General features: G+C 69.1%; 18 protein-coding genes and 1 pseudogene. 9 read left to right on the forward strand and 10 right to left on the reverse strand.

Going from position 1 to position 21,652, the window contains the following annotated elements; all coding sequences use genetic code 11:
• Nucleotides 1–48: 48 nt before the first annotated feature.
• Nucleotides 49–900 (reverse strand): polyamine aminopropyltransferase, encoded by an 852-nt coding sequence (gene speE, locus SNE34_RS08265; RefSeq protein WP_332616482.1) that lies wholly within the window; start codon nt 898–900, stop codon nt 49–51.
• A gap of 187 nt (nt 901–1,087) precedes the next feature.
• On the opposite strand from speE, the gene speA reads away from it, so the two are divergent.
• Complete coding sequence (gene speA / locus SNE34_RS08270) at nt 1,088–2,977, forward strand: arginine decarboxylase (RefSeq protein ID WP_332616525.1); 1,890 nt, start codon at nt 1,088–1,090, stop codon at nt 2,975–2,977.
• Nucleotides 2,978–3,039: 62 nt separating this feature from the next.
• On the forward strand, nt 3,040–3,894 hold the full coding sequence (locus tag SNE34_RS08275) for an NAD(P)-dependent oxidoreductase (protein ID WP_332616483.1): 855 nt from the start codon (nt 3,040–3,042) through the stop codon (nt 3,892–3,894).
• 142 nt (nt 3,895–4,036) lie between these two features.
• Here the strand turns inward: SNE34_RS08275 and SNE34_RS08280 are convergent, their stop codons facing one another.
• From SNE34_RS08280 to radC, 4 genes are all read right to left on the reverse strand, one after another.
• Complete coding sequence (locus tag SNE34_RS08280; RefSeq protein ID WP_332616484.1) at nt 4,037–4,432, reverse strand: hypothetical protein; 396 nt, start codon at nt 4,430–4,432, stop codon at nt 4,037–4,039.
• A 131-nt stretch (nt 4,433–4,563) separates the two neighbouring features.
• The gene (locus SNE34_RS08285; protein ID WP_332616485.1) at nt 4,564–5,310 is read right to left on the reverse strand and encodes an SPOR domain-containing protein; all 747 of its coding nucleotides are present in this window, start codon (nt 5,308–5,310) and stop codon (nt 4,564–4,566) included.
• Complete coding sequence (argS, locus tag SNE34_RS08290; protein ID WP_332616486.1) at nt 5,311–6,999, reverse strand: arginine--tRNA ligase; 1,689 nt, start codon at nt 6,997–6,999, stop codon at nt 5,311–5,313.
• Between the two features lie 868 nt (nt 7,000–7,867).
• The gene (radC, locus tag SNE34_RS08295) at nt 7,868–8,542 is read right to left on the reverse strand and encodes a RadC family protein (protein ID WP_332616487.1); all 675 of its coding nucleotides are present in this window, start codon (nt 8,540–8,542) and stop codon (nt 7,868–7,870) included.
• A gap of 186 nt (nt 8,543–8,728) precedes the next feature.
• Between radC and coaBC the strand changes: the two are divergent.
• From coaBC to SNE34_RS08310, 3 genes and pseudogenes are all read left to right on the forward strand, one after another.
• Nucleotides 8,729–9,996: pseudogene (gene coaBC, locus SNE34_RS08300) on the forward strand (bifunctional phosphopantothenoylcysteine decarboxylase/phosphopantothenate--cysteine ligase CoaBC).
• Nucleotides 9,997–10,005: 9 nt separating this feature from the next.
• On the forward strand, nt 10,006–10,464 hold the full coding sequence (gene dut, locus SNE34_RS08305; protein ID WP_332616488.1) for a dUTP diphosphatase: 459 nt from the start codon (nt 10,006–10,008) through the stop codon (nt 10,462–10,464).
• Between the two features lie 50 nt (nt 10,465–10,514).
• Nucleotides 10,515–12,854, forward strand: coding sequence for a phosphomannomutase/phosphoglucomutase (locus SNE34_RS08310; RefSeq protein ID WP_425604481.1), 2,340 nt, complete (start codon nt 10,515–10,517; stop codon nt 12,852–12,854).
• A 24-nt stretch (nt 12,855–12,878) separates the two neighbouring features.
• Here SNE34_RS08310 and SNE34_RS08315 read toward each other — a convergent pair whose 3' ends face one another.
• From SNE34_RS08315 to SNE34_RS08325, 3 genes are all read right to left on the reverse strand, one after another.
• Nucleotides 12,879–13,523 carry a hypothetical protein gene (locus SNE34_RS08315; protein WP_332616489.1) on the reverse strand — a complete coding sequence of 215 codons (645 nt, stop codon included), beginning with the start codon at nt 13,521–13,523 and terminating at the stop codon, nt 12,879–12,881.
• Between the two features lie 106 nt (nt 13,524–13,629).
• Nucleotides 13,630–14,307: an orotate phosphoribosyltransferase gene (pyrE, locus tag SNE34_RS08320; RefSeq protein ID WP_332616490.1), complete on the reverse strand. Its 678-nt coding sequence runs from the start codon at nt 14,305–14,307 to the stop codon at nt 13,630–13,632.
• A 10-nt stretch (nt 14,308–14,317) separates the two neighbouring features.
• Nucleotides 14,318–14,845, reverse strand: a complete 528-nt coding sequence (locus tag SNE34_RS08325; protein WP_332616491.1) for a GNAT family N-acetyltransferase — start codon at nt 14,843–14,845, stop codon at nt 14,318–14,320.
• Between the two features lie 90 nt (nt 14,846–14,935).
• Here SNE34_RS08325 and SNE34_RS08330 point away from each other — a divergent pair, with 90 nt between their 5' ends.
• The 3 genes from SNE34_RS08330 (at nt 14,936) to SNE34_RS08340 (ending at nt 17,429) form a co-directional block, all read left to right on the forward strand.
• Nucleotides 14,936–15,727, forward strand: a complete 792-nt coding sequence (locus SNE34_RS08330; RefSeq protein ID WP_332616492.1) for an exodeoxyribonuclease III — start codon at nt 14,936–14,938, stop codon at nt 15,725–15,727.
• A complete protein-coding gene (locus tag SNE34_RS08335) occupies nt 15,724–17,031 on the forward strand; it encodes an AmpG family muropeptide MFS transporter (RefSeq protein WP_332616493.1) in 1,308 nt (435 codons plus the stop codon). The genes SNE34_RS08330 and SNE34_RS08335 overlap by 4 nt, the downstream gene beginning before the upstream one ends.
• 74 nt (nt 17,032–17,105) lie before the next feature.
• Nucleotides 17,106–17,429, forward strand: coding sequence for a hypothetical protein (locus tag SNE34_RS08340; RefSeq protein ID WP_332616494.1), 324 nt, complete (start codon nt 17,106–17,108; stop codon nt 17,427–17,429).
• Nucleotides 17,430–17,451: 22 nt separating this feature from the next.
• On the opposite strand, the gene SNE34_RS08345 is transcribed toward SNE34_RS08340, so the two are convergent.
• Nucleotides 17,452–18,636 (reverse strand): anhydro-N-acetylmuramic acid kinase, encoded by a 1,185-nt coding sequence (locus SNE34_RS08345; protein WP_332616495.1) that lies wholly within the window; start codon nt 18,634–18,636, stop codon nt 17,452–17,454.
• 52 nt (nt 18,637–18,688) lie between these two features.
• Complete coding sequence (locus SNE34_RS08350) at nt 18,689–20,119, reverse strand: peptidoglycan DD-metalloendopeptidase family protein (protein ID WP_425604482.1); 1,431 nt, start codon at nt 20,117–20,119, stop codon at nt 18,689–18,691.
• A 182-nt stretch (nt 20,120–20,301) separates the two neighbouring features.
• Between SNE34_RS08350 and tyrS the strand changes: the two genes are divergently transcribed.
• Complete coding sequence (gene tyrS, locus SNE34_RS08355) at nt 20,302–21,591, forward strand: tyrosine--tRNA ligase (RefSeq protein ID WP_332616498.1); 1,290 nt, start codon at nt 20,302–20,304, stop codon at nt 21,589–21,591.
• The last annotated feature ends 61 nt before the right edge of the window (nt 21,592–21,652 follow it).

Consider the following 21,652-nt stretch of genomic DNA (forward strand, 5'->3'; position numbering starts at 1 on the left):
CCGGCGACCGTAGCACAGTCGACGCCGCCGCGGTTCTGGGCCGGGGACCTACTCCCCGAGCGCCGCAGCCACGAACGGCGGCAGCGTCTGCGCGCCCTTGTGGATGTCGGCGCTGTAGTACTTGGTGTCGAACGCCTTGGCGCGCGCGTCGGCTTCGCGGAAATCGAAGCCGCCGGACTTCCGCGCCAGCGTGCACGACCACCAGCCGGTCGGGTAGCACGGCTGCGGGAACGGCAGGGTCTGGAACGAGGCGAAACCGGCCTTGCCCATCTCCGCGCGCATCTCCTTGATCAAATCGAGCAACACCAGCGGCGATTCGGACTGCTGCACCAGGATGCCGTCGTCCTTCAGCGCGCGGAAACACGATTCGAAAAACGCCTTGTTGAACAGCCCTTCGGCCGGGCCGACCGGGTCGGTCGAGTCGACGATCACGATGTCGAGGCTCCCGGGCGCGCAGTTGGCCATGTAGGCGATGCCGTCATCGAACAACAACTGCGCGCGCGGGTCGTCGTTGGACTCGCACAGTTCGGGGAAATACTTCTCCGACATCCGCGTCACCTGCTCGTCGATATCGCACTGCACCGCCTTCTCGACGCCCGGGTGCTTGAGCACCTCGCGCAGGGTGCCACAGTCGCCACCACCGATGATGACGACGTTCTTCGGCGCGGAATGGGCGAACAGCGCCGGGTGCGACATCATCTCGTGGTAGAGGAAATTGTCGCGCGTGGTCAGCATCATCGCGCCGTCGATCAGCATCAGGTTGCCCCAGTCGGTGCTCTCGAAGATCTCGATCTTCTGGAACGGCGACTGCACCTCGTCGAGCTTCCTGGTGATGCGGTAGCCGATCGCCGAGCCGGACGGGTCGAAGTTCTCGTAGTGCCACGTCGTGTTCGCGTTCATTAGCAATTCGTCCAATGTAAGTGGCCACATCGGACGGACGCCATCGCGCGTCGTTCCGTGGTCGGCCCGGGTTTGGGCAAATTGTAGCGAACCGCCAACTCGCCGCCGGTGAGCCCGGCGCGATGACGGTCCGTCCCGCTCCGGGACGCTAGAATGCGCCTCCCCCATGACTGCTGGTGTCACGCCGATGGCCGACTGGTCGATTGATCAGGCCCGCAAGACCTACTCGATCCCGCACTGGAGCGAGGGTTACTTCGATGTCGACGGCGCCGGCCGGGTCACGGTGCGCCCGGGTGGCGCGAGCGGGCCGGCGGTGGCGCTGCCGGACGTGGTCGACCAGGCGCGCGCCAATGGCGCCAAGTTGCCGTTGCTGGTGCGCTTCCCGGACATCCTCGGCGATCGCCTGCGCAAGCTGCAGGGCGCGTTCGCGCACGCGATGGACGAGGCCAGCTACCCCGGCGGCTACACCGCGGTCTATCCGATCAAGGTCAACCAGCATCGCGGCGTCGCCGGCGTGCTGGCGTCGCACCACGGCGAGGGCTTCGGGCTGGAGGCCGGCAGCAAGCCGGAGCTGATGGCGGTGCTGGCGCTGAGCCGGCCGGGCGGGGTGATCGTCTGCAACGGCTACAAGGACCGCGAATACATCCGGCTGGCGTTGATCGGCCGCAAGCTCGGGCTGCAGACCTTCATCGTGATCGAGAAGCCGTCGGAGCTGCCGCTGGTGATCGAGGAAGCCAAGGCGCTCGGGGTCGAACCGGGCCTCGGCGTGCGCATGCGGCTGGCCAGCCTCGGCGCCGGCAAGTGGCAGAACAGCGGTGGCGACAAGGCCAAGTTCGGGCTGTCGCCGCGGCAGGTGCTGGATCTGTGGAAGCAGCTGCGCGGCGCCGGCATGACTGACTGCCTGCAACTGCTGCACTTCCACATGGGCTCGCAGATCTCCAACGTGCGCGACATCGCCAGCGGCATGCGCGAGGCGGTGCGTTATTTCATAGAGTTGTCGAAGCTCGGTGCCAAGGTGCGTTTCATGGACGTCGGCGGCGGCCTCGGCATCGACTACGAAGGCACCCGTTCGCGCAGCTATTACTCGATCAATTACGGCGTGCGGCAGTACGCGTCCAACATCGTGCAGCCGCTGGCCGATGCCTGCGCCGAACATGGCCTGGTGCCACCGCGGATCATCACCGAATGCGGCCGCGCGATGACTGCGCACCACGCGGTGCTGGTCGCCAACGTTTCCGAAGTCGAGGCGGCGCCGGAAGGCCGGCTGCCGGACGAGCACGACGACGAACCGTCGGTGATTCGCCACCTGCGCGGGATCGTCGCCGAACTGGATTCGCGGCCGGCGGTCGAGCTGTTCCACGAGGCCGTGCATTTCCACAGCGAAGGTTTGTCGGCGTACGCGCTCGGCCAGATCGACCTGGTCCACCGCGCGCGGCTCGACGACCTATTCTACCTGATCGCACACGGCGTGCGCGAGCGTCTGAGCGCCGGCGAGAAGAGCCACCAGGGCGTGCTCGACGAGCTCAAGCAGCGGCTGGTCGACAAGTACTTCGTCAACTTCAGCGTGTTCGAGTCGATGCCGGACGTGTGGGCGATCCAGCAGGTGTTCCCGATCGTGCCGATCGAGCGGCTGGACGAGGCGCCGACCCGGCGCGGCGTGATCGCCGATCTGACCTGCGACTCCGATGGCCGCATCGACACCTACGTCGAGAACGAGGCGCTCAACACCTCGATGCCGGTGCATCCGTTGAAGCCGGGCGAGAGCTACCGGCTCGGCTTCTTCCTGGTCGGCGCCTACCAGGAGATCCTCGGCGACATCCACAACCTGTTCGGCGACACCGATGCGGTCGAGGTCCGGGTCGAGGGCGATGGCTACCAGCTGGTGCAGCAGCGCCGCGGCGACACCACAGACGTGATGCTCGACTACGTCGGCTACGACCTCGACGAGCTGCGTACGGCGTATCGCGACAAGGTCGCCGCCGCGCGGCTGCCGGACGAGGAGAGCGCCCGCCTCAATGCGGCGCTGGAAGCCGGGCTGACCGGCTATACCTATCTCGACGACACCCCGTCGCACTGAACTTTCCCGAAGCGTGGCCGCGCAATTTTGCCGGCGGGCCAAACCAATCCCTGGAGTTCCTGATGAAAGTCGGTCTGATCGGCCTCGGTGCGATGGGCGCGCCGATGGCCCGCCACCTGCACGAACGCGGCCGGCTGACGGTGGTCGGCAACCGCACCCAGGCCAAGGCCGACGCGCTGGCGACGGAACTCAAGGTGCGTGCCGCGCGCTCGGCCGACAACTTCGCCGATTGCGAGGTAGTGGTGCTGTGCGTGTCGCTCGACATCGACGTGATCGAGAACGTCAACGCGCTGGCGAACGTGCTGAAGGCCGGCTCTGTGGTGGTCGATCACTCGACCGTGTCGGTGCAGACCGCGCGGCGCGCGGCGACTGCCTTGGCGGAGCACGGCATCGGTTTCGTCGACGCGCCGGTTTCGGGAGGGGCCGAGGGCGCGCGCAACGGCAAGCTGTCGGTGATGGCCGGCGGCGACGCCGCGGTACTGGCGCAGGTGCGTCCGGTGCTGGAAGCGTACGCCGCGCGGATCAGCCACATGGGTGAGACCGGCGCCGGCCAGGCGACCAAGGCGGTCAACCAGGTGCTGGTCGCCGGGATCAACGAGGCGGTGTGCGAGGGGCTGGCGCTGGGCGAAAAGCTTGGCCTCGATCCGGAGGTGTTGTTGCCGACGCTGATGGCCGGCGCGGCCGGCAACTGGTTCCTCGACATGCGCGGCGCGACCATGCTGCGCAGCGAGTTCGCGCCGGGGTTCAAGAACGCGCACATGCTCAAGGACCTGCGCATCGTGCAGGCGATCGCGCGCGACAGCGGCCTGCGCACGCCGACGCTGGAACAGGCGCTGGCCGACTACGCCGAACTGGTCGAACGCGGGCAGGGCGATGCCGACACCTCGGCGTTGATCACGCTCAAGCGGGGCGGCTGAGCGAGAGCGCTGAGGCGTGACCTGCGTTTCGACGTACCCGCTTTTCGCAGGAGCGGCTTCAGCCGCGATCGGGAGTCGGCGCGCGCGACCGGTTCCCGATCGCGGCTGAAGCCGCTCCTACAGGAATTCGTGGCCGCGGGAGTCAGCCCGGAACACCAACCCGACGCTCCCCCAACCGTTCCCCCAGCATCGCCCCGAACCAGGCCGCGGCCAGGCTCAGGCCGATCGCCAACGCGTTGTACTTCAACACCAGCGCCAGCGAGTCCATCGGCGGCTGCGCGGTCACCCACAACACCCCGACCACCGCCAGCCACAGCGCCGCGGCCAATCCCAGCGCGATCCAGCGAAAGCGTCGGCGTGCGATCCAGCCGCCCAGCAGCATCGCGCCGAAGGTCACCAGCAGGCTGCCCAGCGGGATGCCGCCGAGGCCGGTTTCCAGCGGCAGGTCCAGTTGCCAGCCAGACACACTGATCAGCAGGTCGAACAGCAGCATCGTCGCCAATGCGGCAATGCAGCCGAGCAGGGCGCGTTTGCTCATGAGGGTCCCCCGGAAGCTCGCAGGGCGCGAGCTCGAAAGCCGAGTCTAAGGCAGCCGCCGCGCGATCCGGCGAGACCGCGGTCGCGCTACCGGGGCGTTGCCGCACCCGGCGGGCCGGTGTTCGATCGCGCCTACTTGACCTCGATCGCCATCGCCGGCAAGCCGCCGCGCTCGAGCTTGCGCTTGGCGTCGGCGAGGTCGCTGGCGGTGCCGTACGGGCCCATGCGCACGCGGTGGACGGTGTCGCCGTTGATCGTCGCCGGCTCGACCCGCGCGCTGAGGCCGAGCAGGGCGATCCGCGCCTTCAGTTCCTCGGCCTGCGCGGCCGCGCCGAATGCGCCGGCCTGCAGCAGGTAGCGCTTGCCGTTGCCGGCGCCGGCCGCGGTGGCACTGTCGCGATCGGTGATCGGCGCGCTCGCCAGCGGACGCTCCGCGGGCGCGATCCCAACCGGCTGCGGCAGCGCGCGGTCGGCTTCGGCCTGTTCGCTGGCGCGTTTGATCTGGGCCAGGCGAGCGGCCTCGGCGCGCTCGGTGGCGGCCAGTTCGGCGTCGCTGATCGGCACTTCCTTGCCGGGCAGCAGGGTATAGAAATCGAACTCGGGATCAGCGGTCTCGTCGGCCGCGTCGGCACTACGCTCGTCCGCGGCCGGCGCGCGCGGCGCGACCGGCTCGTCGTCCACGCCCGATACCGGCGCCGGACGGGCGTCGGGGTTGGGCTGCGGGCGGAAGAAGCCGTCGCCGTCGGACTTCAGGATCTTCGGCGCGAACAGTACCGCCACGATCGTCAGGATGATGCCGAGCACCATCCAGGCCCAGCCAGGCAATCCGTTGTTGCCGGCGTTGCGCCGGGCCTGCGTTTTGCCGCGTCGTGCTGCCACTTACATCACCTCGGGGGCGCTGACGCCCAACAGATCAAGACCGTTCGCGAGCACCTGGCGCGTCGCCATCGCCAGCACCAGCCGCGCATGGCGCGTGCCGGCGTCGTCGACCAGGAACTGGTGGTCGTTGTAATACGTCTGGAACGTCTGTGCCAGTTCGAGCAGGTAGACCGCGAGCTGGTGCGGCTCGAGGTCGCGGCCGGCGCTCTCGACCACGTCGGGGTAGCGCAGGATCGCGGTGACCAGTTCGTGCGCGGCCTCGTCGTCGAGGTCGAGCGGACGGGCGAGGCCGTCGTCGCGGTCGAAGCTCAGGCCGCGCTCGGCCAGTTGCCGCATCAGCCCGCACATGCGCGCGTGCGAGACCTGCACGTAGTAGACCGGGTTGTCGAGCGACTGGCTGCGCGCCAGGTCGATGTCGAAGGTCAGTTGCGAGTCGGACTTGCGTGCGACCAGGAACCAGCGGGTGGCATCGCGGCCGGCCTCGTCGATGAGGTCGCGCAGGGTCAGGTAGCTGCCGGCGCGCTTGGACAGCTTCACTTCCTCGCCGCCGCGCATGACCGTGACCATCTGGTGCAGCACGTACTCCGGCCAGCCTTTCGGAATACCGGTGTCGAGCGCCTGCAGGCCGGCGTGGACGCGGGCGAGGCTGCCGTGGTGGTCGGCGCCGAGCTCGGTGATCGCGCGCTCGTAGCCGCGCTGCCACTTGGACAGGTGATAGGCGACGTCGGGCACGAAGTAGGTATAGCTGCCGTCGGACTTGCGCATCACGCGGTCCTTGTCGTCACCGAAAGCGGTGCTGCGCAGCCACAGCGCGCCACCGTCCTCGTAGGTATGGCCATGGGCGATGAGCTCGCGCACGGTCTCCTCGACCTTGCCGTCGGCGTACAGCGAGGACTCGAGGAAGTAGACGTCGAAACCGACACCGTAGGCTTCGAGGTCGCCGTTCTGCTCGCGGCGCAGCCAAGCCACCGAGAACTGCCGGATCGCATCGAGGTCGTCGGCATCGCCGGCGCCGGTGACGCTGTGGCCTTCCACCTCGACGGTGGCGCCGTCGAGGTAGGCGCGGGCGACATCGGCGATGTAGTCGCCGCGGTAGCCGGCCTCGGGCCAGTCGCTGTCGTCCGGGGTGCAGCCCTGCGCGCGCGCCTGCACCGACAACGCGAGATTGTTGATCTGCACGCCGGCGTCGTTGTAGTAGAACTCGCGCGCCACGTCCCAGCCGTTGGCGGCGAGCACGCGGGCGATGCAGTCACCGATCACCGCCGCGCGGCCGTGGCCGACGTGCAGCGGGCCGGTCGGATTGGCCGAGACGTACTCGACGCCGGCGCGGTGGCCCTTGCCCGACTCGTTGCGGCCGAACGCCTCGCCCTGGGCGAAGACCTGGCCGAGCTGGCGCCGCCAGGCGGCCTCGGCGACGTGGAAGTTGATGAAGCCGGGGCCGGCGATCTCGACCCGGGCGATGTCGTCGTTGGCCGGCAGCGCGTCGACCAGCGCCTGGGCGATCGCGCGCGGATTCGACTTGGCCGGCTTGGCCAGCAGCATCGCGGCGTTGGTCGAGAAGTCGCCCTGCGCGCGCGTCTTCGGCCGCTCGATCACGAAATCGGGGGCGGTCAGGTCGGCCGGCAGGGCGCCGTTGGCGCGCAGCGCATCGATGGCCTGCGCGACGAGCGCGCGGAGGGTGGCTTTCACGGGATCTCGGCGGGTGGAACGGAACCGGTCATTTTACGCAGAAGCGGCGGTGGCGTCCGAGGCGCGTGGGGATGCGTGGGGCGCAGGGATTCTTGATGCGGGGTGTCGTCGCTCGCGGGTACTTCGCGTGCGTTCGAAACCGGGTTTCTGGGGGATTCGCGAGCAGGAGGCGGCCGGCGGGGGAATTGTTCCAGCCCTTCGTCAGGGCAATCCTGCCCTGAGGCGGGCCGCGGGCCATCCATGGCCCGCTTTTGCGCAATTCCCCCGCCGCCCACCTCCCGCCCGGATGTCCGCGACTTCGGGGGGTGAGCTTCGGGTAGGAGCGACTTGAGTCGCGACCTGTACATCGCCTCACGGGTTCGGCGGGTCGCGACTTACGTCGCTCCTACATCGGAGCTGAGCGATGTCGGCGCGGACGTTGGGGCTTTTGTAGGAGCGGCTTTAGCCGCGATCGGGAGTCGGCGCGGGCAATTATCCGATCGCGGCTAAAGCCGCTCCTACAAAAACCAAGAACCGTCGGGACCCAAACGCCNAGCTGAGCGATGTCGGCGCGGACGTTGGGGCTTTTGTAGGAGCGGCTTTAGCCGCGATCGGGAGTCGGCGCGGGCAATTATCCGATCGCGGCTAAAGCCGCTCCTACAAAAACCAAGAACCGTCGGGACCCAAACGCCGATGCGGCGTCCTGGCAGGGTGTTGCGCAGAGTGCGCCATGGATGGCGCACGGCCCCGACGGAGTGGGCGGAGCAAGACCCCGGCAGGACGACGCTCCCCCACCACGCAACGCATCCCCATCGCTCTTGATCTTGCCGTTGCCGCCATTCCGGGATGCAACAACCCCACGCGCAGCCATTTCGACCGCGCCATCCGCCTACACCCACCCGCGCGCCGCCAAGGACACCGGCGGACCATCGGCAATCACGAAATGATCGAGCAGCCGCATATCGACCAACGCCAGCGCCTGCTTCAACCGCGCGGTCACCGCCCGGTCAGCCGCGCTCGGCTCCGGGTTCCCGCTGGGATGGTTGTGCCCGACGATCACCGCCGCCGCGTTGTGTGCCAATGCGCGGCGCACCAACTCGCGTGGATGCACCTCGGCGCCGTCGAGGGTGCCTCGGAACAGCTCTTCGAACGCAATCGCCCGGTGTCGGTTGTCGAGGAACAACGCCGCGAACACCTCGTGTGGCAAGCCGCGCAGGCGCTGGGCGAAATAGCGGCCGGCGGCCTGCGGGTCGCTCAGTGCTGCGCCGCGTTCCAACTCGGCCGACAAATGTCGATGGCCCAGCTCCAGCGCCGCCGACAATGCGCAGGCGCGCGCCGGTCCCAGGCCCGGCAGCTTGGCCAGTTGCGTCGCGCTGCGCTCCAGCAAGGCCCGCAGCGGCCCATGCGCGCCCAGCAGCTCGCGAGCGGTGCCGACCGCGTCGCGTCCGCGCAGGCCTGAACCGAGGAAGATCGCCAGCAGTTCGGCATCCGATAGCGCGCCGGGGCCGCGGGCGAGCAACTTCTCGCGGGGACGTTCGCCGGCCGGCCAGTCGCGGATATGCAATGGGTCATCTCCAGATCGAAGTCGAAAACGGGGCAGGCAGGAAGGAGGCTTCACGCCGCCGGTAGACGACACCGCCACGGGCGCGGCCCGTCCCGATCCGCACGAACATGCTGGAGGCCGCAGGCGCCGCGCACGATCGGGCGCGGGCATGGCTTCGGGTAAGCTAAACCCCACTTCCGCGGTCGGATTTTCCTGAACGTGCCAGCGCTCGACGGACAACGCATCCTGCTCTGCGTCTGCGGTGGAATCGCCGCCTACAAGGCGGCCGAACTGGTGCGCCGCCTCGGCGATGCCGGTGCCCAGGTGCAGGTGGCGATGACCGACAACGCCCAGCGTTTCGTCGGTGCGACCACTTTCCAGGCGCTGTCGGGCCGGCCGGTGCGCACCTCGCTGTGGGACGAGGCCGCCGAGGCCGCGATGGGCCACATCGAACTGGCGCGTTGGCCCGACCGCATCGTCATCGCCCCGGCGACCGCCAACACCATCGCCCGTCTCGCCCACGGCTTCGCCGACGACCTCGTCAGCACCCTGTGCCTGGCGACCGACGCGCCGATCGCGATCGCGCCGGCGATGAACCGATTGATGTGGGCCAATCCCGCGACCCGGGCCAATGTCGAGACCCTGCGCGGCCGTGGCGTGCTGGTGCTCGGCCCCGAGGCCGGCGACCAGGCCTGCGGCGAGGTCGGCGAGGGCCGCCTGCTCGAGCCCGACGCGATTGTCGCCGCACTGGCGCGGGCCTCGACTTGAGCGCCGCCGCCCCGGATGCCGCATTGGCCGGCCGCCGCATCGTCGTCAGCGCCGGTCCGACCTTCGAGGACATCGACCCGGTGCGGTTCCTCGGCAACCGCAGCAGCGGCAAGATGGGGTTCGCGATCGCCGCCGCCGCCGCCCGTCGCGGTGCGCAGGTGGTGCTGGTCGCCGGTCCAGTGGCTCTGCCGACCCCGCCCGCGCTGCAGCGCATCGACGTGCGTTCGGCCGCGCAGATGCACGCTGCGGTGATGGACGTGCTGCCGGCCGACATCTACATCGGCGCCGCCGCGGTCGCCGACTTCACCCCGGCGCAGGTTGCCGACGGCAAGATCAAGAAGCAGGTGGACGGAGATAGCGGGTTGACCCTGCACCTGCTGCGCACCCGCGACATCCTCGCCGATGTCGCCGGCCACCCGCAGCGCCCGCGAATGGTGGTCGGCTTCGCCGCCGAGACCGACAACGTCGAGGGCTACGCTCGCGGCAAGCTCGAACGCAAGAAGCTCGACCTGATCTGCGCCAACCGGGTCGGCCTGGCCGGCAGCGGCTTCGAGAGCGACGACAACCAGCTGGTGGTGTACGGCGCCGATTTCGAACGCACGCTCGGGCCGGCGCCGAAGGCCGATCTCGCCGAAGCGCTGCTTGACCTGATCGGGGCGCGGCTGGCCGCAGGTCCGGGCCATTCCATCGACTCCGCCCGGACCTGAGCTTCCGCCATGCATCACACCCTCGAACTGAAAATCCTCGACCCGCGCTTTGGCGCCGACTGGCCGTTGCCGGAATACGCCACTGCCGCCAGCGCCGGGCTCGACCTGCGCGCCGCGCTCGACGACGCGCTGACCCTGCAGCCGGGAGACACCGCGCTGGTGCCGTCGGGACTGGCGATCCACCTCGGCGACCCGGGGCTGTGCGCGGTGATCCTGCCGCGCTCGGGGCTGGGCCACAAACACGGCATCGTGCTCGGCAACGGAACCGGCCTGATCGACGCCGACTACCAGGGGCCGCTGATGATCAGCGTGTGGAATCGCGGGCGCGAGCCTTTTACGATGCAGGCGGGGGATCGCATCGCCCAGCTGGTCGTGTTGCCGATCGTGCGCGCGCGCCTGCAGGTGGTCGATGAGTTCGAAACCAGCGCGCGCGGCGCCGGCGGCTTCGGCCACACCGGCGTGCGCTGAGTCGCGCCGGTTCAAGGGACACGCAGGTTCAAGGGGCGGGAAACGCAATGATCGACATGAAGATGGAGCGGCCGCAATTGTCGCTGGAGCAATTGAAGCCGTTGCTGCCGCTGCTGGTCGGTGCCTGCGCGCTGCTGGCTGCCTGGTTCGGCTGGAACGCGTGGCAGCAGTATCGCGACGACGCCCGCCACACGGCGATCGATCAGTCGCGTGACAACGCGGTGCAGGCGATCGCCGCGGGGCTGGCGGCCGAGCACAAGCGGTTCGCCCAGCAACTGGACAGCCGCACGGTGCGCACCGCGATCGAGGCCGGCGACCTCGCCAAGGCCGGCGCCCTGCTCGTCGACGGCTGGCCCGGCGCCAGCCGCGGCGCGGTGCTGCCGCCCGGCCTGGACAACGCTTACGCCACCCTGGCCGACGGCGGTTACGGCCAACTGGCCACCCTGGAGGCGGCGCTGGTCGAGGACGCGCCGGTGGCCTGGATGATCAGCAGCGACGGCAAGCCCAGACTCGCGCTGGCCGCGCCCGTGCGCGACGGCGAGCAGGTGGTGGCGGTCGCGCTGGTGCAGCTGGAGCCCAAGCCGATCATCGGCCCGGTGGCGACGGCAGCGGTTGGCGATGCCACCTACCTCGCGCTGCGCCAGGGCAGCCACAGCGTGGTCGAGCGCGGCGATGCCGGGTTGGCGGGCGCGGCCGAAGTACTGGCCAAGCCCGTGCCCGACAGCGGCCTGCGGGTCGCGGCCGCAGTGCCGGATGTCGCCGGCGCGCCGTTCGGACTGGGTGCCCTGGGCTGTTTCATCGTTGCCGTGGTGTTCGTGCTGCTGGCGCTGCTGGCCTGGCGCGCGCCGCAACTGGCGGCGCGTCGTGGTGGCGATGACGAGATCGCGACGGACGACGAGGCAACCTTGCAGACGCTGGCCGAGTCGGCCGGCGCTCCCGCAGATTCCGACGAGGTTGCCGTGACCCATTCGCCCTCCACCGCCGTGGCCGCGCCGGCCGCCAACGCCGAGATCGGCATCGACCGCGGCATCTTCCGCGCCTACGACATCCGCGGCGTGGTCGGCCGCGACCTGTCGCCGGCGGTGGCCGAACTGATCGGCCAGGCGATCGGTTCGCTGATGCAGGAGCAGGGGCTGGTCGACATCGTGGTCGGCCGCGACGGCCGGCTGTCCGGTCCCGAGCTGTCCGCCGGCCTGATCGCCGGCTTGCGCAAGGCCGGTCGCAACGTGATCGACATCGGCCTGGCGCCGACCCCGCTGGTGTATTTCGGCGCCTACCACCTGCGCGCCGGCTCCTGCGTGTCGGTCACCGGCAGCCACAACCCGCCCGACTACAACGGCTTCAAGATCGTGGTCGGCGACAAGACCCTGTACGGCGACGCGATCACCGACCTGTACGCGCGGATCGCCGACGACCGCCTGCACACCGCGCCGAGCCTGGGCCGGCTGGAGCCGCGCGACATCAACGACGACTACGTCCAGCGGGTCGCCTCCGACATCCAGATCGACCGACCGTTGAAGGTCGTGGTCGATGCGGGCAACGGCGTCGCCGGCGAGTTGGGTCCGCGCACCCTGGCCGCGATCGGTGCCGAGGTGGTGCCGCTGTACTGCGAGATCGACGGCAGCTTCCCCAACCACCATCCCGACCCGAGTGAACCGCACAACCTCGCCGACCTGATCAAGATGGTCGACCGCCTCGATGCCGACCTCGGCATCGCCTTCGACGGCGACGGCGACCGCCTCGGCGTGGTCACCCGTGACGGCCACAACATCTTCCCCGACCGCCTGCTGATGCTGTTCGCCGCCGACGTGCTGGAGCGCAATCCCGGCGCCCAGGTGATCTTCGACGTCAAATGCACCGGCCGCCTGCCGGGCCATGTGCTGCGCCACGGCGGCAGCCCGTTGATGTGGAAGACCGGACACTCGTTCATCAAGGCCAAGATGCGGGAAACCGGTGCCGAGCTGGCCGGCGAGATGAGCGGCCACTTTTTCTTCAAGGAGCGCTGGTACGGCTTCGACGACGGCATTTACGCCGCGGCGCGGCTGCTGGAGATCCTCGCCGCGCAGCCGGGCCGGCCCAGCGACGTGCTCGATGCGCTGCCCGAGGGCGTGGCCACGGCCGAGATCAAGGTCGATGCGCCGGGCGGCAACCCGCATGCGTTCGTCGAGCGCTTCGTCGCCGAAGCGCGCTTCGACGAGGCCCGGCTGTCGACCATCGACGGCCTGCGGGTCGACTGGGCCGACGGCTGGGGGCTGGTGCGTGCGTCCAACACCACCCCGGTACTGGTGTTGCGGTTCGATGCCGACAACAAGGATGCGATGGCACGGATCCAGGCCGCCTTCAAGGCGCAGTTGCTGGCGTTGGCGCCGGAACTGGCGCTGCCGTTCTAAGGCCGCGCGGCCGCCGGTGCGGTGTCAGCTCTGGCTGTCCGCGGTGGGCTTCTTCAGCTCGCGATAGCGCCGCAGCGCCGACGCCAAATCCTCGTCGGCGGTGTTGCGCTCCAGCTGCTGGTCAGCCAACAGCGCCTGCTGGCGACGCAATTGCTGGTGCTGGGTCTGGATAGTGCCGGTGAGCGCCTTGGCGACCGGCTTGCCGGCCAGTTCGGCCTCGCCGGCGCGGCGCAGCAGGGTGACCAGGCTGCGGCGCAAACCCTCGACCCCGAGTTTGGAGCTTTTGACCGCGGCGTCCAGCAGGCCGAGCCGATGCTCGAACGCGCGTCGCAATTCGTCTTCGCTGGCGTAGGACTCGACCATCGCCAGTTCCCGGCGTTCCTTCGCCGCGGTGGCGATCGCCGCCAAGCGCTGTTGTTCGGCAAGGACGTCGGCGGCGGCGCGCTCGGCGTCGGTCGGCGCGCGCTCCAGCCGCTTGGTCGCCATGCCGCTGGCACTGAATTCGGTGCGGGCGTTGTCGACCGCGCTGGCCGGCAGCGCATCGCCGCAGATCTTGCGGCCGTCCTCGTTCCAGCAGTAGACCTTCTTGCCGGCCGGCTTCTGCGCCAGCGCCGGCGCGCACAACAGCAGGGCGGTGGTGGCGAGCAGGGCGGGGGCGAACTTGGTCATGTCGACTCGGCGGTTGCGGCGGGTACTCGAGGCTATTGACGCAAGAGTCGGGCCATCGCCGCCAAGCCGGTGTGAGCGCGCCGCCGCGCGGCCGCGGCTGCCGCGTTCAGGCGGTTTCGGCGCTGCCGTATCGCTCGCGGTAGGCCAGCAGTTGTTCGCGCTGGGCGGTGAGTTCGACCGAATCGGCGGCGAACGCGAGCAGGTCGGCCAGGCTGGCGACCGCGATGACCGGCAGGCCGTGTTCGATTGCGACAGTTTGTGCCGCCGAGCGTCGGCTTTTCGCGGGGTCGACCGCTTCCTGCCGGTCCAGCGCGATGACGATGCCGGCGACCACGCCGCCCGCGGCCGTGATGATCCCCAGCGCCTCGCGGATCGCGGTGCCGGCGGTGATCACGTCGTCGACGATCAACACCCGGCGGCCCTGCAGCGGCGCCCCGATCAGGCTGCCGCCCTCGCCGTGGGCCTTGGCCTCCTTGCGGTTGAATGCCAGCGGCAGGTCGCGGCCGCGGCCGGCGTACTCGCAGGCCAGCGCGGTCGCCAGCGGGATGCCCTTGTAGGCCGGGCCGAACAGCAGGTCGAAGTCCGCCACGGTGCCGGCTTCGGCGGCGGCGTCGATCGCATCGGCATAGCACCGGGCCAGCTCGGCCATCGCCGCGCCCGAGTCGAAGCGGCCGGCGTTGAAGAAGTACGGGCTGCTGCGGCCGGACTTGAGGGTGAACTCGCCGAAACGCAGGGCTTCGGCACGCAGCGCGAGTTGCAGGAAACGGGTGCGGTGGTCGGTCATGGGGAAAGGGTCAGTGCGGGGAAGGGGAGGAGTCCGGCGGCGCTTCGGGGCCGAGCCGGCGCAACATCAACTGCTGTGGCCACGACCCGACCGCGCGTCGCTCGCCGGTGGCGCGGAAGCCGGCACGCCGGTAGGCCGCGATCGCCGAGTGGTTGCCGCAGTCGACCAGCAGCGCCAGCCAGTGTCGGTCCGGGTGGCGTCGGCGCGCATCGGCGCAGCAGGCCTGCACCGCCGCGGTACCGAGTCCGCGGCCCTGCCAGTCGCGGTCGAGCAGCAGGCTGCGCAGGCCCAGGTGCGGCGCCGGCAGTTCGCGGCCGACGACCGCGCGCGGGGCGAGGTCGAGCCGGTAGAAGCCGATCGCCTGGTCGCCGGCCAGCACCGCCATCGCTTCGCTCATCGGGTCGCGGCGGGCGTCGGCGAGGTTGAACGCGATCTCGCCGACGTACGGATATTGCCCCGGCGCCAGCTGCAGCGTGGCGACCCGCGCGGCCAGTCCGGCGTCGACGGGCTGCACGTGGACGGTGGCCGGATCGCTCATGCGGTGAATGATAGGGCACCGCCGGGTCGGCCGGCCCTGCGCGACGCGAGGCGGTTGTTATGATCGCCGGACCTTCGTCGTGGAGCGCGCATGCGCATCGTCAGCTTCAACGCCAACGGCCTGCGTTCGGCGGCCCGCAAAGGCTTTTTCGACTGGTTCGCCGGCGCCGATGCCGACCTGCTGTGCGTGCAGGAAACCAAGGCGCAGGAGCACCAGCTGGCCGGCCCGGAATTCCTGCCCGACGGCTATCGCGCGTTCTTCCGCGATGCGACGACCAAGAAGGGCTACAGCGGCGTCGCGATCTACAGCCGCCGCGAGCCCGACGAAGTCCGCACCGCGCTGGGCTGGGCGCCGTTCGACGATGAGGGCCGCTACATCGAGGCGCGTTTCGGCAACCTCAGCGTGGTGTCGTTCTATATCCCCTCGGGTTCCTCCGGTGAGCTGCGCCAGGGCTTCAAGTTCGAGGTCATGGAGTGGCTCAAGCCGGTGCTCGACGGCTGGCTCGCCAGCGGCCGCGACTACGTGTTGTGCGGCGACTGGAACATCGTCCGCAGCGCGCTCGACATCAAGAACTGGAAGTCCAACCAGAAGAACTCCGGTTGTCTGCCGCCCGAGCGCGACTGGCTCAACGGCCTGTGCGGCGAGGGCGCCGCGCCGCGCAGTTGGGTCGACAGCTACCGCGCGCTCAATCCCGAGGCGCAGGACTACACCTGGTGGAGCAACCGCGGCGCCGCCTACGCCAACAACGTCGGCTGGCGGCTCGACTATCAGCTGGTGACCCCGGAGCTGGCCACGCGCCTGCAGGGCTGCTCGATCCTGCGCGAACCGCGGTTCTCCGACCATGCGCCGTACATCGTCGACTATGACGGGAGCCTTGCATGAGTGCCGCACCGATAGCCGCGCCGCCGCCGCGGCCGAAGGGCTGGCGCGGCATCCTCGCCGCATTCGGCACGCCCTCGGCGGGGACGCTGTTCTTCCTCGGTTTCGGCAGTGGCCTGCCGTTCCTGCTGGTCGGCTACACCCTGTCGATCTGGCTGCGCGAGTACGGCCTGGAGCTGAGCACGATCGGCCTGCTCAGCTACGTCAGCATGTTCTACGTGTTCAAGTTCCTGTGGGCACCGCTGATCGACCGCTGGAACGCGCCGCTGCTGGGGGCGCTGGGCCGCCGCCGCGGCTGGCTGGTGCTGGCGATCCTCGGCTTGATCGCCGCCTTGGCGGGCATGGCGTTCACCGGCCCGGCGCAGTTGTCGGTATTTGTTGGGCTGGCGGCGGTGACCGCATTTGCGGGAGCCACCCAGGACACCGTGGTCGACGCCTACCGGATCGAGATCGCGCCCGTCGAGGCGCAGGGCGCGCTGGCGGCGACCTACACCCTGGGCTATCGCTTCGGCCTGATCGTGTCCGGCGCCGGCGCGCTCTACATCGCCGACTTCAGCGGCTGGCGAGTGGCCTACCTGAGCATGGCCGCGGTGTTGCTGCTGCCGCTGCTTGCGGCGTTGTTCGCCCGTGAGCCGGAGCAGATCACCATCCGCGAACGCAAGAGCTTCGGCGAAGCCTTCGTTGGCCCGTTCAACGAGTTTTTCCGGCGTCATGGGGTGGCGGTCGCGATCGCGTTGCTGGTGTTCGTCGGCCTGTTCAAGCTGCCCGATCAGATGCTCGGCGTGGTCGCCGGGCCGTTCTACATCGACACCGGCTACAGCAAGGCCGAGATCGCCACGGTGTCGAAGCTGTACGGGGTCTGGATCGGCATCGCCGGCGCGTTCCTCGGCGGCGTGTCGGTGGCTGCGTTGGGCGTACGCCGCTCGATCCTGATCGGCGCGCTGGGACTGGCGCTGTCGAACCTGCTGTACCTGCTGATGGCGATGAACCCCAGCGAAACCTGGGCGTTCGTGGCAGCGCTGTCAGGCGACAATCTGGCGCTGGGTTACGCCGGGGTGGTGCTGATCGCGTTCCTGTCGGGGCTGACCAGCCGTGAATTCACCGCAACCCAATACGCACTGCTCGTTTCGCTGGCCAACATGCCGGGTAAGATCGTCGGCGGAATGTCCGGCTTCATGGTCGAGAACTGGAGCTATGCCGGGTTCTTCGTGTTCAGTTCGTTGTCGATCGTGCCGACGTTGTTGTTGTTGGGTTGGCTGTGGCGACGCACGCACCTGTTTGAACCCGTGGCCGAGCCGGAAACCTAGCTTGTTTGCAAAGACCTGATCGATTTGCAATCGACCCAGGTGTGCCGCGGCAGGAGCGCGGAGAGGGAGCCGTCATGACCGAAAACATTGTGTTGAACATCGATTCGCTGCTGCTCGCGCGCATCCGTCGGATGGCCGCGACGAAGGGCTGGAGCGAGGAGCAAACCTTGGCGCACCTGCTCGAGCACGGCCTGTTCGCCTGCGAGGCCGAGCTGGCGGCGCGCTTCGACGAGTCCGACGCCGACGCCCTGCAGGCGGCGATCGCGGCGCTGGAACAGATCCAGGACGACCCCGGTTTCGCCAACATCGGTCGGGTCGAGAGCGGTGGCGGCATCGACGCCACCGAGGCGGCGCCGGCCGCGTGGCCGCCGGCGCCGGCACGCCCTGCCGGTTGTTGAGCCGTCGCCGCGGCGACGCGCGTCAGTCGGCGAAACCGCTCGACTGGGTAGCGACCGGGTAGATGGCGCCCAGCACCCGCGGGCCTACCGCACCGGTCACGCTGGGCAGGTTGCCGGCCAATCCCGCCAGGGTTTGCCGGGCCAGCCAGGCAAACCCCATCGCCTCGACGAAATCCGGATCCAGCCCGTGCTGCGCGGTCGACTCGATCGCGACGCCCGGCAGGTGCGCGCCGAGCCGCTGCAGCAACCGTGCGTTGTGCACGCCACCGCCGCAGACGAGTACGCGGTCGGTTTGCGGTTGCTGCGCGAGCAACGCATCGGCGACGGTGACCGCGGTCAGTTCCAGCAGGGTCGCCTGCACGTCGCCGGCGGCTTCGTCGCCGCCCAGGCGCGCCTGCAGCCAGTCGAGGTGGAAGTGTTCGCGGCCGGTGCTCTTTGGCGGCGCCAGCGCGAACCACGGTTCGTCGAGTAGGCGCGCCAGCAACTCCGGATCGACCGTGCCGCGGGAGGCGAATGCGCCGTCGGCATCGTAGGGCTGGCCCAGTTCGCGCTCGCACCAGGCGTCCATCAACGCGTTGGCCGGACCGGTGTCGAAGCCGCGCACATCGCCATGCGGCGGCAACAGGGTGAAGTTGGCGATGCCGCCGAGGTTGAGCACCGCGCGGTGCTCGTCCGGGTGGCGCAACATCGCCGCATGCAGCGCCGGCAGTAGCGGTGCGCCGTGGCCGCCCGCGGCGACGTCGCGGCGGCGGAAGTCGGCGACGGTGGTGATGCCGCTGCGCTCGGCGATGACGTTACCGTCGCCCAGCTGCATCGTGAACGGGTGCTGCCCGTCGAAGCGCGCGCCGGCGGGACGGTGGCGCACGGTCTGGCCGTGCGAGCCGAGCGCGCGGACTTGCTTGGGCGAAACACCGGCGGCATCAAGCAACCGGCAGGTGGCGTCGGCGAATGCCTCGGCGATCCGCACGTCGAGCGTGCCGAGTTCCTCGATCGACTGCATCGCGCCGCCTTGGCCCAACTCGACCAGACGGCTGCGCAGCGACGGCTCCCAGGCGAAGGTGCGGCCCAGCAGCAGCTCGCAATCGCCGGAGGCGTGGACCCGAACCAGCGCGGCATCGATGCCGTCGGCGCTGGTGCCGGAGATCAGGCCGACGAAAAGTCCGTCAACCAGCCGGGCAACCAGCCCGTCAACGGACGGATACGACACGGGCCCGGCCGGAGCTGCGTCCGCCGGGCCCGCGGCTATGGGGCGCATATGGTCAGGCCTTGCTGTCGGCCTTGGCCGGTTTGGCCTTCTCGGCCGACGCGACCTTGGCGTACATGATCTGCTCGACCTGGCGGATCCGCGCCAGCGCCGGCGCGGTCTGCGCCTGGAACGCTGCCAGCGCCGCACCCTTCAGCGGTTCGGCCGGCGGCATCGTCACGGTCAGCGGATTGCGGTGGACGCCGTTGATGCGGAATTCGTAGTGCAGGTGCGGCCCGGTGGCCAGGCCGGAACTGCCGACGTAGCCGATCACCGTGCCCTGCTTGATGCTGGAGCCGCGCTTGTACTTGCCGAAGCGCGACATGTGCGCATACAGGGTGGTGTAGCCGCGGCCATGGTCGAGCACGATGGTGCGGCCGTAACCGCTCTTCCAGCCGATGAACTTGACCCGGGCGTCGCCGGCGGCGTGGATCGGCGTGCCGGTGCCGGCGCCATAATCGACGCCGTCATGGCGGCGGGTGCGGCCCAGCACCGGATGCTTGCGCGCCTTGCTGAAACCGGAGGTCACCCGCGCATACGGGATCGGCATGCGGATGAAGGCCTTCTTCAGCGGCCGGCCGTCTGCGGTGTAGTAGCCGACCTGGCCGTCGTGCTCGAAGCGGAAGCCCGAATAGGTCTTGCCGCCGGTGGTGAAGGTTGCCGCGGCAATCTCGCCGGTGCCAATGCGCTCGCCCTCGCGCCAGACCTGCTCGTACACCGCGCTGAAGCGGTCGCCCTTCTGGGTGTGGCTGAAGTCGATGTCGTACTGGAAGATCTCGTCGGTCAGGGTCGCGATCGCCGCCGGCGACAACCCGGCCTTGCGGGCCGAGGCATACAGCGAACTGCTGATCTCGCCACTGGCGACCACGGTGCGGACATGGCTCGGACGTTCGGTGACCTGCTCGGTGATCGTGTCCTCGCCGATGCTCAGTTCGACCCGATGGGTGTCGTCGCGATCGAAACGAAAGGTGCGCAGCTTGCCGTTGACCGGCAGGTCGAAACCGAGTTCGGCGCCCGGGCGCAGCCGGGTCAGGACCTGCTTGGCGCCGGGCTGCTCGAGGATGCGGTACATCGTCGTCGCGGGCACGCCCATCTGTTCGAACAACTCGCCCAGGGTCTGGCCGGGTTCCACCTGGACCACTTGCCAGCTGTCGCCCTGCTCACCCTGGGTCCGGGCCAGCGGCAACGGCGGCAGCGTCAATGCCATCGACTGCCGCTGCACGTGTGCCGGCACGGTATCGAGACCATCAAAGCCGGGTACGATGGATGCCACCAGCATGCCGATGGTTGCGAACAGGCTTGCCTGCACCCACTGGCGGCGCGACCAGCGGCCGTTGAAGCCATCGGACAGGTGCCGCGCCAGCACCGGCCGGTGCAGCGCGGCTTCACGCAGGGTTTTCAGGCGCTCGCGGCGGGCCTGGCCTGACGCATCCTGCGTGGGTTCCAGACCGGATTGGGGTGTTGCCATCGATATCTCCCGCGCGCGGTTGAATGTGAAAGCGGCGTAGCGGCGTTACCATAGTGACGCGAGGAGTGTGCGTCAAACCCTTGTCCTGAATAGGGTTTTTCGACTCCGTCATAGTTTGGACATAGTTAACTCACGTTTATGATCGTGGTCACGCTGCGGTCATGACCCAGACCCCGAGCGAAGCCGCCTTGCCAGTCCACCCCACCGTTTCTTCGGCTGACCAGCCGCCTGTTCACGATGCATCGCAGCTGCAGGCTGCGCTGGAACTGATCGGCCGCGGCGCCGACGAGATCCTCAAACCCGACGAACTCGCCGCCCGGCTCAGGCTTGGCCGGCCGCTGCGGGTCAAGGCCGGTTTCGACCCGACCGCCCCCGACCTGCATCTGGGCCACACGGTGCTGCTGAACAAGCTGCGCCAGTTCCAGGATCTCGGTCACCAGGTGATCTTCCTGATCGGCGACTTCACCGGGATGATCGGCGACCCGAGCGGCAAGAGCGCCACGCGCAAGCCGCTGACCCGCGAGGACGTGCTGGCCAACGCGCAGACCTATGCCGAGCAGGTGTTCAAGGTGCTCGACCGCGACAAGACCGAAGTCCGGTTCAACTCCGAATGGTTCGGGCAGATGGCCGCCGCCGATATGATCCGGCTCGCCGGCCAGCACACGGTCGCGCGGATGCTGGAGCGCGACGACTTCGCCAAGCGCTATGCCGCGCAGCAGTCGATCGCGATCCACGAGTTCCTGTATCCGCTGGTGCAGGGCTACGACTCGGTCGCGCTGCAGGCCGACGTCGAACTCGGCGGCACCGACCAGAAGTTCAACCTGCTGATGGGCCGCGGCCTGCAGGAGTCGCACGGCCAACCGCCGCAGATCGTGCTGACCATGCCGCTGCTGGAAGGCCTCGACGGCGTGCAGAAGATGAGCAAGTCGCTGGGCAACTACATCGGCATCGATGAACCGGCGATCGACATGGTGACCAAGACCATGAAGATCGACGACGTGCTGATGTGGCGATGGATCGAGCTGCTGAGCTTCGAGATATCGATTGCCGAAGTGGTCGACCTCAAGCGACAGATCGGCGCCGGCGACCTGAACCCGCGCGACCTCAAGCTGCGCTTGGCCCGCGAGCTGGCGGCGCGCTTCCATGGCGCCGCCGCGGCCAACCTCGCGATCGCGGGCTGGAACGCCGCCGTGCGTGGCCAGGGCGACACCGCCCAATTGCCGCTCAACGACATCGCGGTGCCGGTCGAAGGCCTCCGCATCGCCGCGCTGCTGACCGCCGCCGGCCTGACTCCGAGCAACTCCGAAGCCAACCGCAAGCTCAAGGAGCGCGCGGTGCGGATCGATGGTGAGGTGGTCGAGGACACCCAACGCGTGTTGGCGCCCGGTTTCGAGGGCGTGCTCGCGGTCGGCAAGCGCACGTTCGTACGGGTGCGGTTGATCGCTGGCTGAATCGACCCGGAGTCGGCGAAAAAATTTTCATCCCACCCCTTCCCGGATCGGGAGCAGGTGT

The sequence above is a fragment of the Novilysobacter erysipheiresistens genome (assembly GCF_036663935.1).
In the GTDB taxonomy this organism is placed as follows: Bacteria; Pseudomonadota; Gammaproteobacteria; order Xanthomonadales; family Xanthomonadaceae; genus Novilysobacter; species Novilysobacter erysipheiresistens.

Excerpts from the sequence above, each read along its gene's own strand:
- tyrS (WP_332616498.1), top strand. The coding sequence starts at position 20,302 with ATGACCCAGACCCCGAGCGAAGCCGCCTTGCCAGTCCACCCCACCGTT.
- SNE34_RS08315 (WP_332616489.1), bottom strand. The coding sequence starts at position 13,523 with ATGACCAAGTTCGCCCCCGCCCTGCTCGCCACCACCGCCCTGCTGTTG.
- SNE34_RS08335 (WP_332616493.1), top strand. The coding sequence starts at position 15,724 with ATGAGTGCCGCACCGATAGCCGCGCCGCCGCCGCGGCCGAAGGGCTGG.
- SNE34_RS08280 (WP_332616484.1), bottom strand. The coding sequence starts at position 4,432 with ATGAGCAAACGCGCCCTGCTCGGCTGCATTGCCGCATTGGCGACGATG.
- SNE34_RS08275 (WP_332616483.1), top strand. The coding sequence starts at position 3,040 with ATGAAAGTCGGTCTGATCGGCCTCGGTGCGATGGGCGCGCCGATGGCC.
- SNE34_RS08340 (WP_332616494.1), top strand. The coding sequence starts at position 17,106 with ATGACCGAAAACATTGTGTTGAACATCGATTCGCTGCTGCTCGCGCGC.
- pyrE (WP_332616490.1), bottom strand. The coding sequence starts at position 14,307 with ATGACCGACCACCGCACCCGTTTCCTGCAACTCGCGCTGCGTGCCGAA.
- speE (WP_332616482.1), bottom strand. The coding sequence starts at position 900 with ATGAACGCGAACACGACGTGGCACTACGAGAACTTCGACCCGTCCGGC.
- SNE34_RS08330 (WP_332616492.1), top strand. The coding sequence starts at position 14,936 with ATGCGCATCGTCAGCTTCAACGCCAACGGCCTGCGTTCGGCGGCCCGC.
- SNE34_RS08325 (WP_332616491.1), bottom strand. The coding sequence starts at position 14,845 with ATGAGCGATCCGGCCACCGTCCACGTGCAGCCCGTCGACGCCGGACTG.
- dut (WP_332616488.1), top strand. The coding sequence starts at position 10,006 with ATGCATCACACCCTCGAACTGAAAATCCTCGACCCGCGCTTTGGCGCC.
- speA (WP_332616525.1), top strand. The coding sequence starts at position 1,088 with ATGGCCGACTGGTCGATTGATCAGGCCCGCAAGACCTACTCGATCCCG.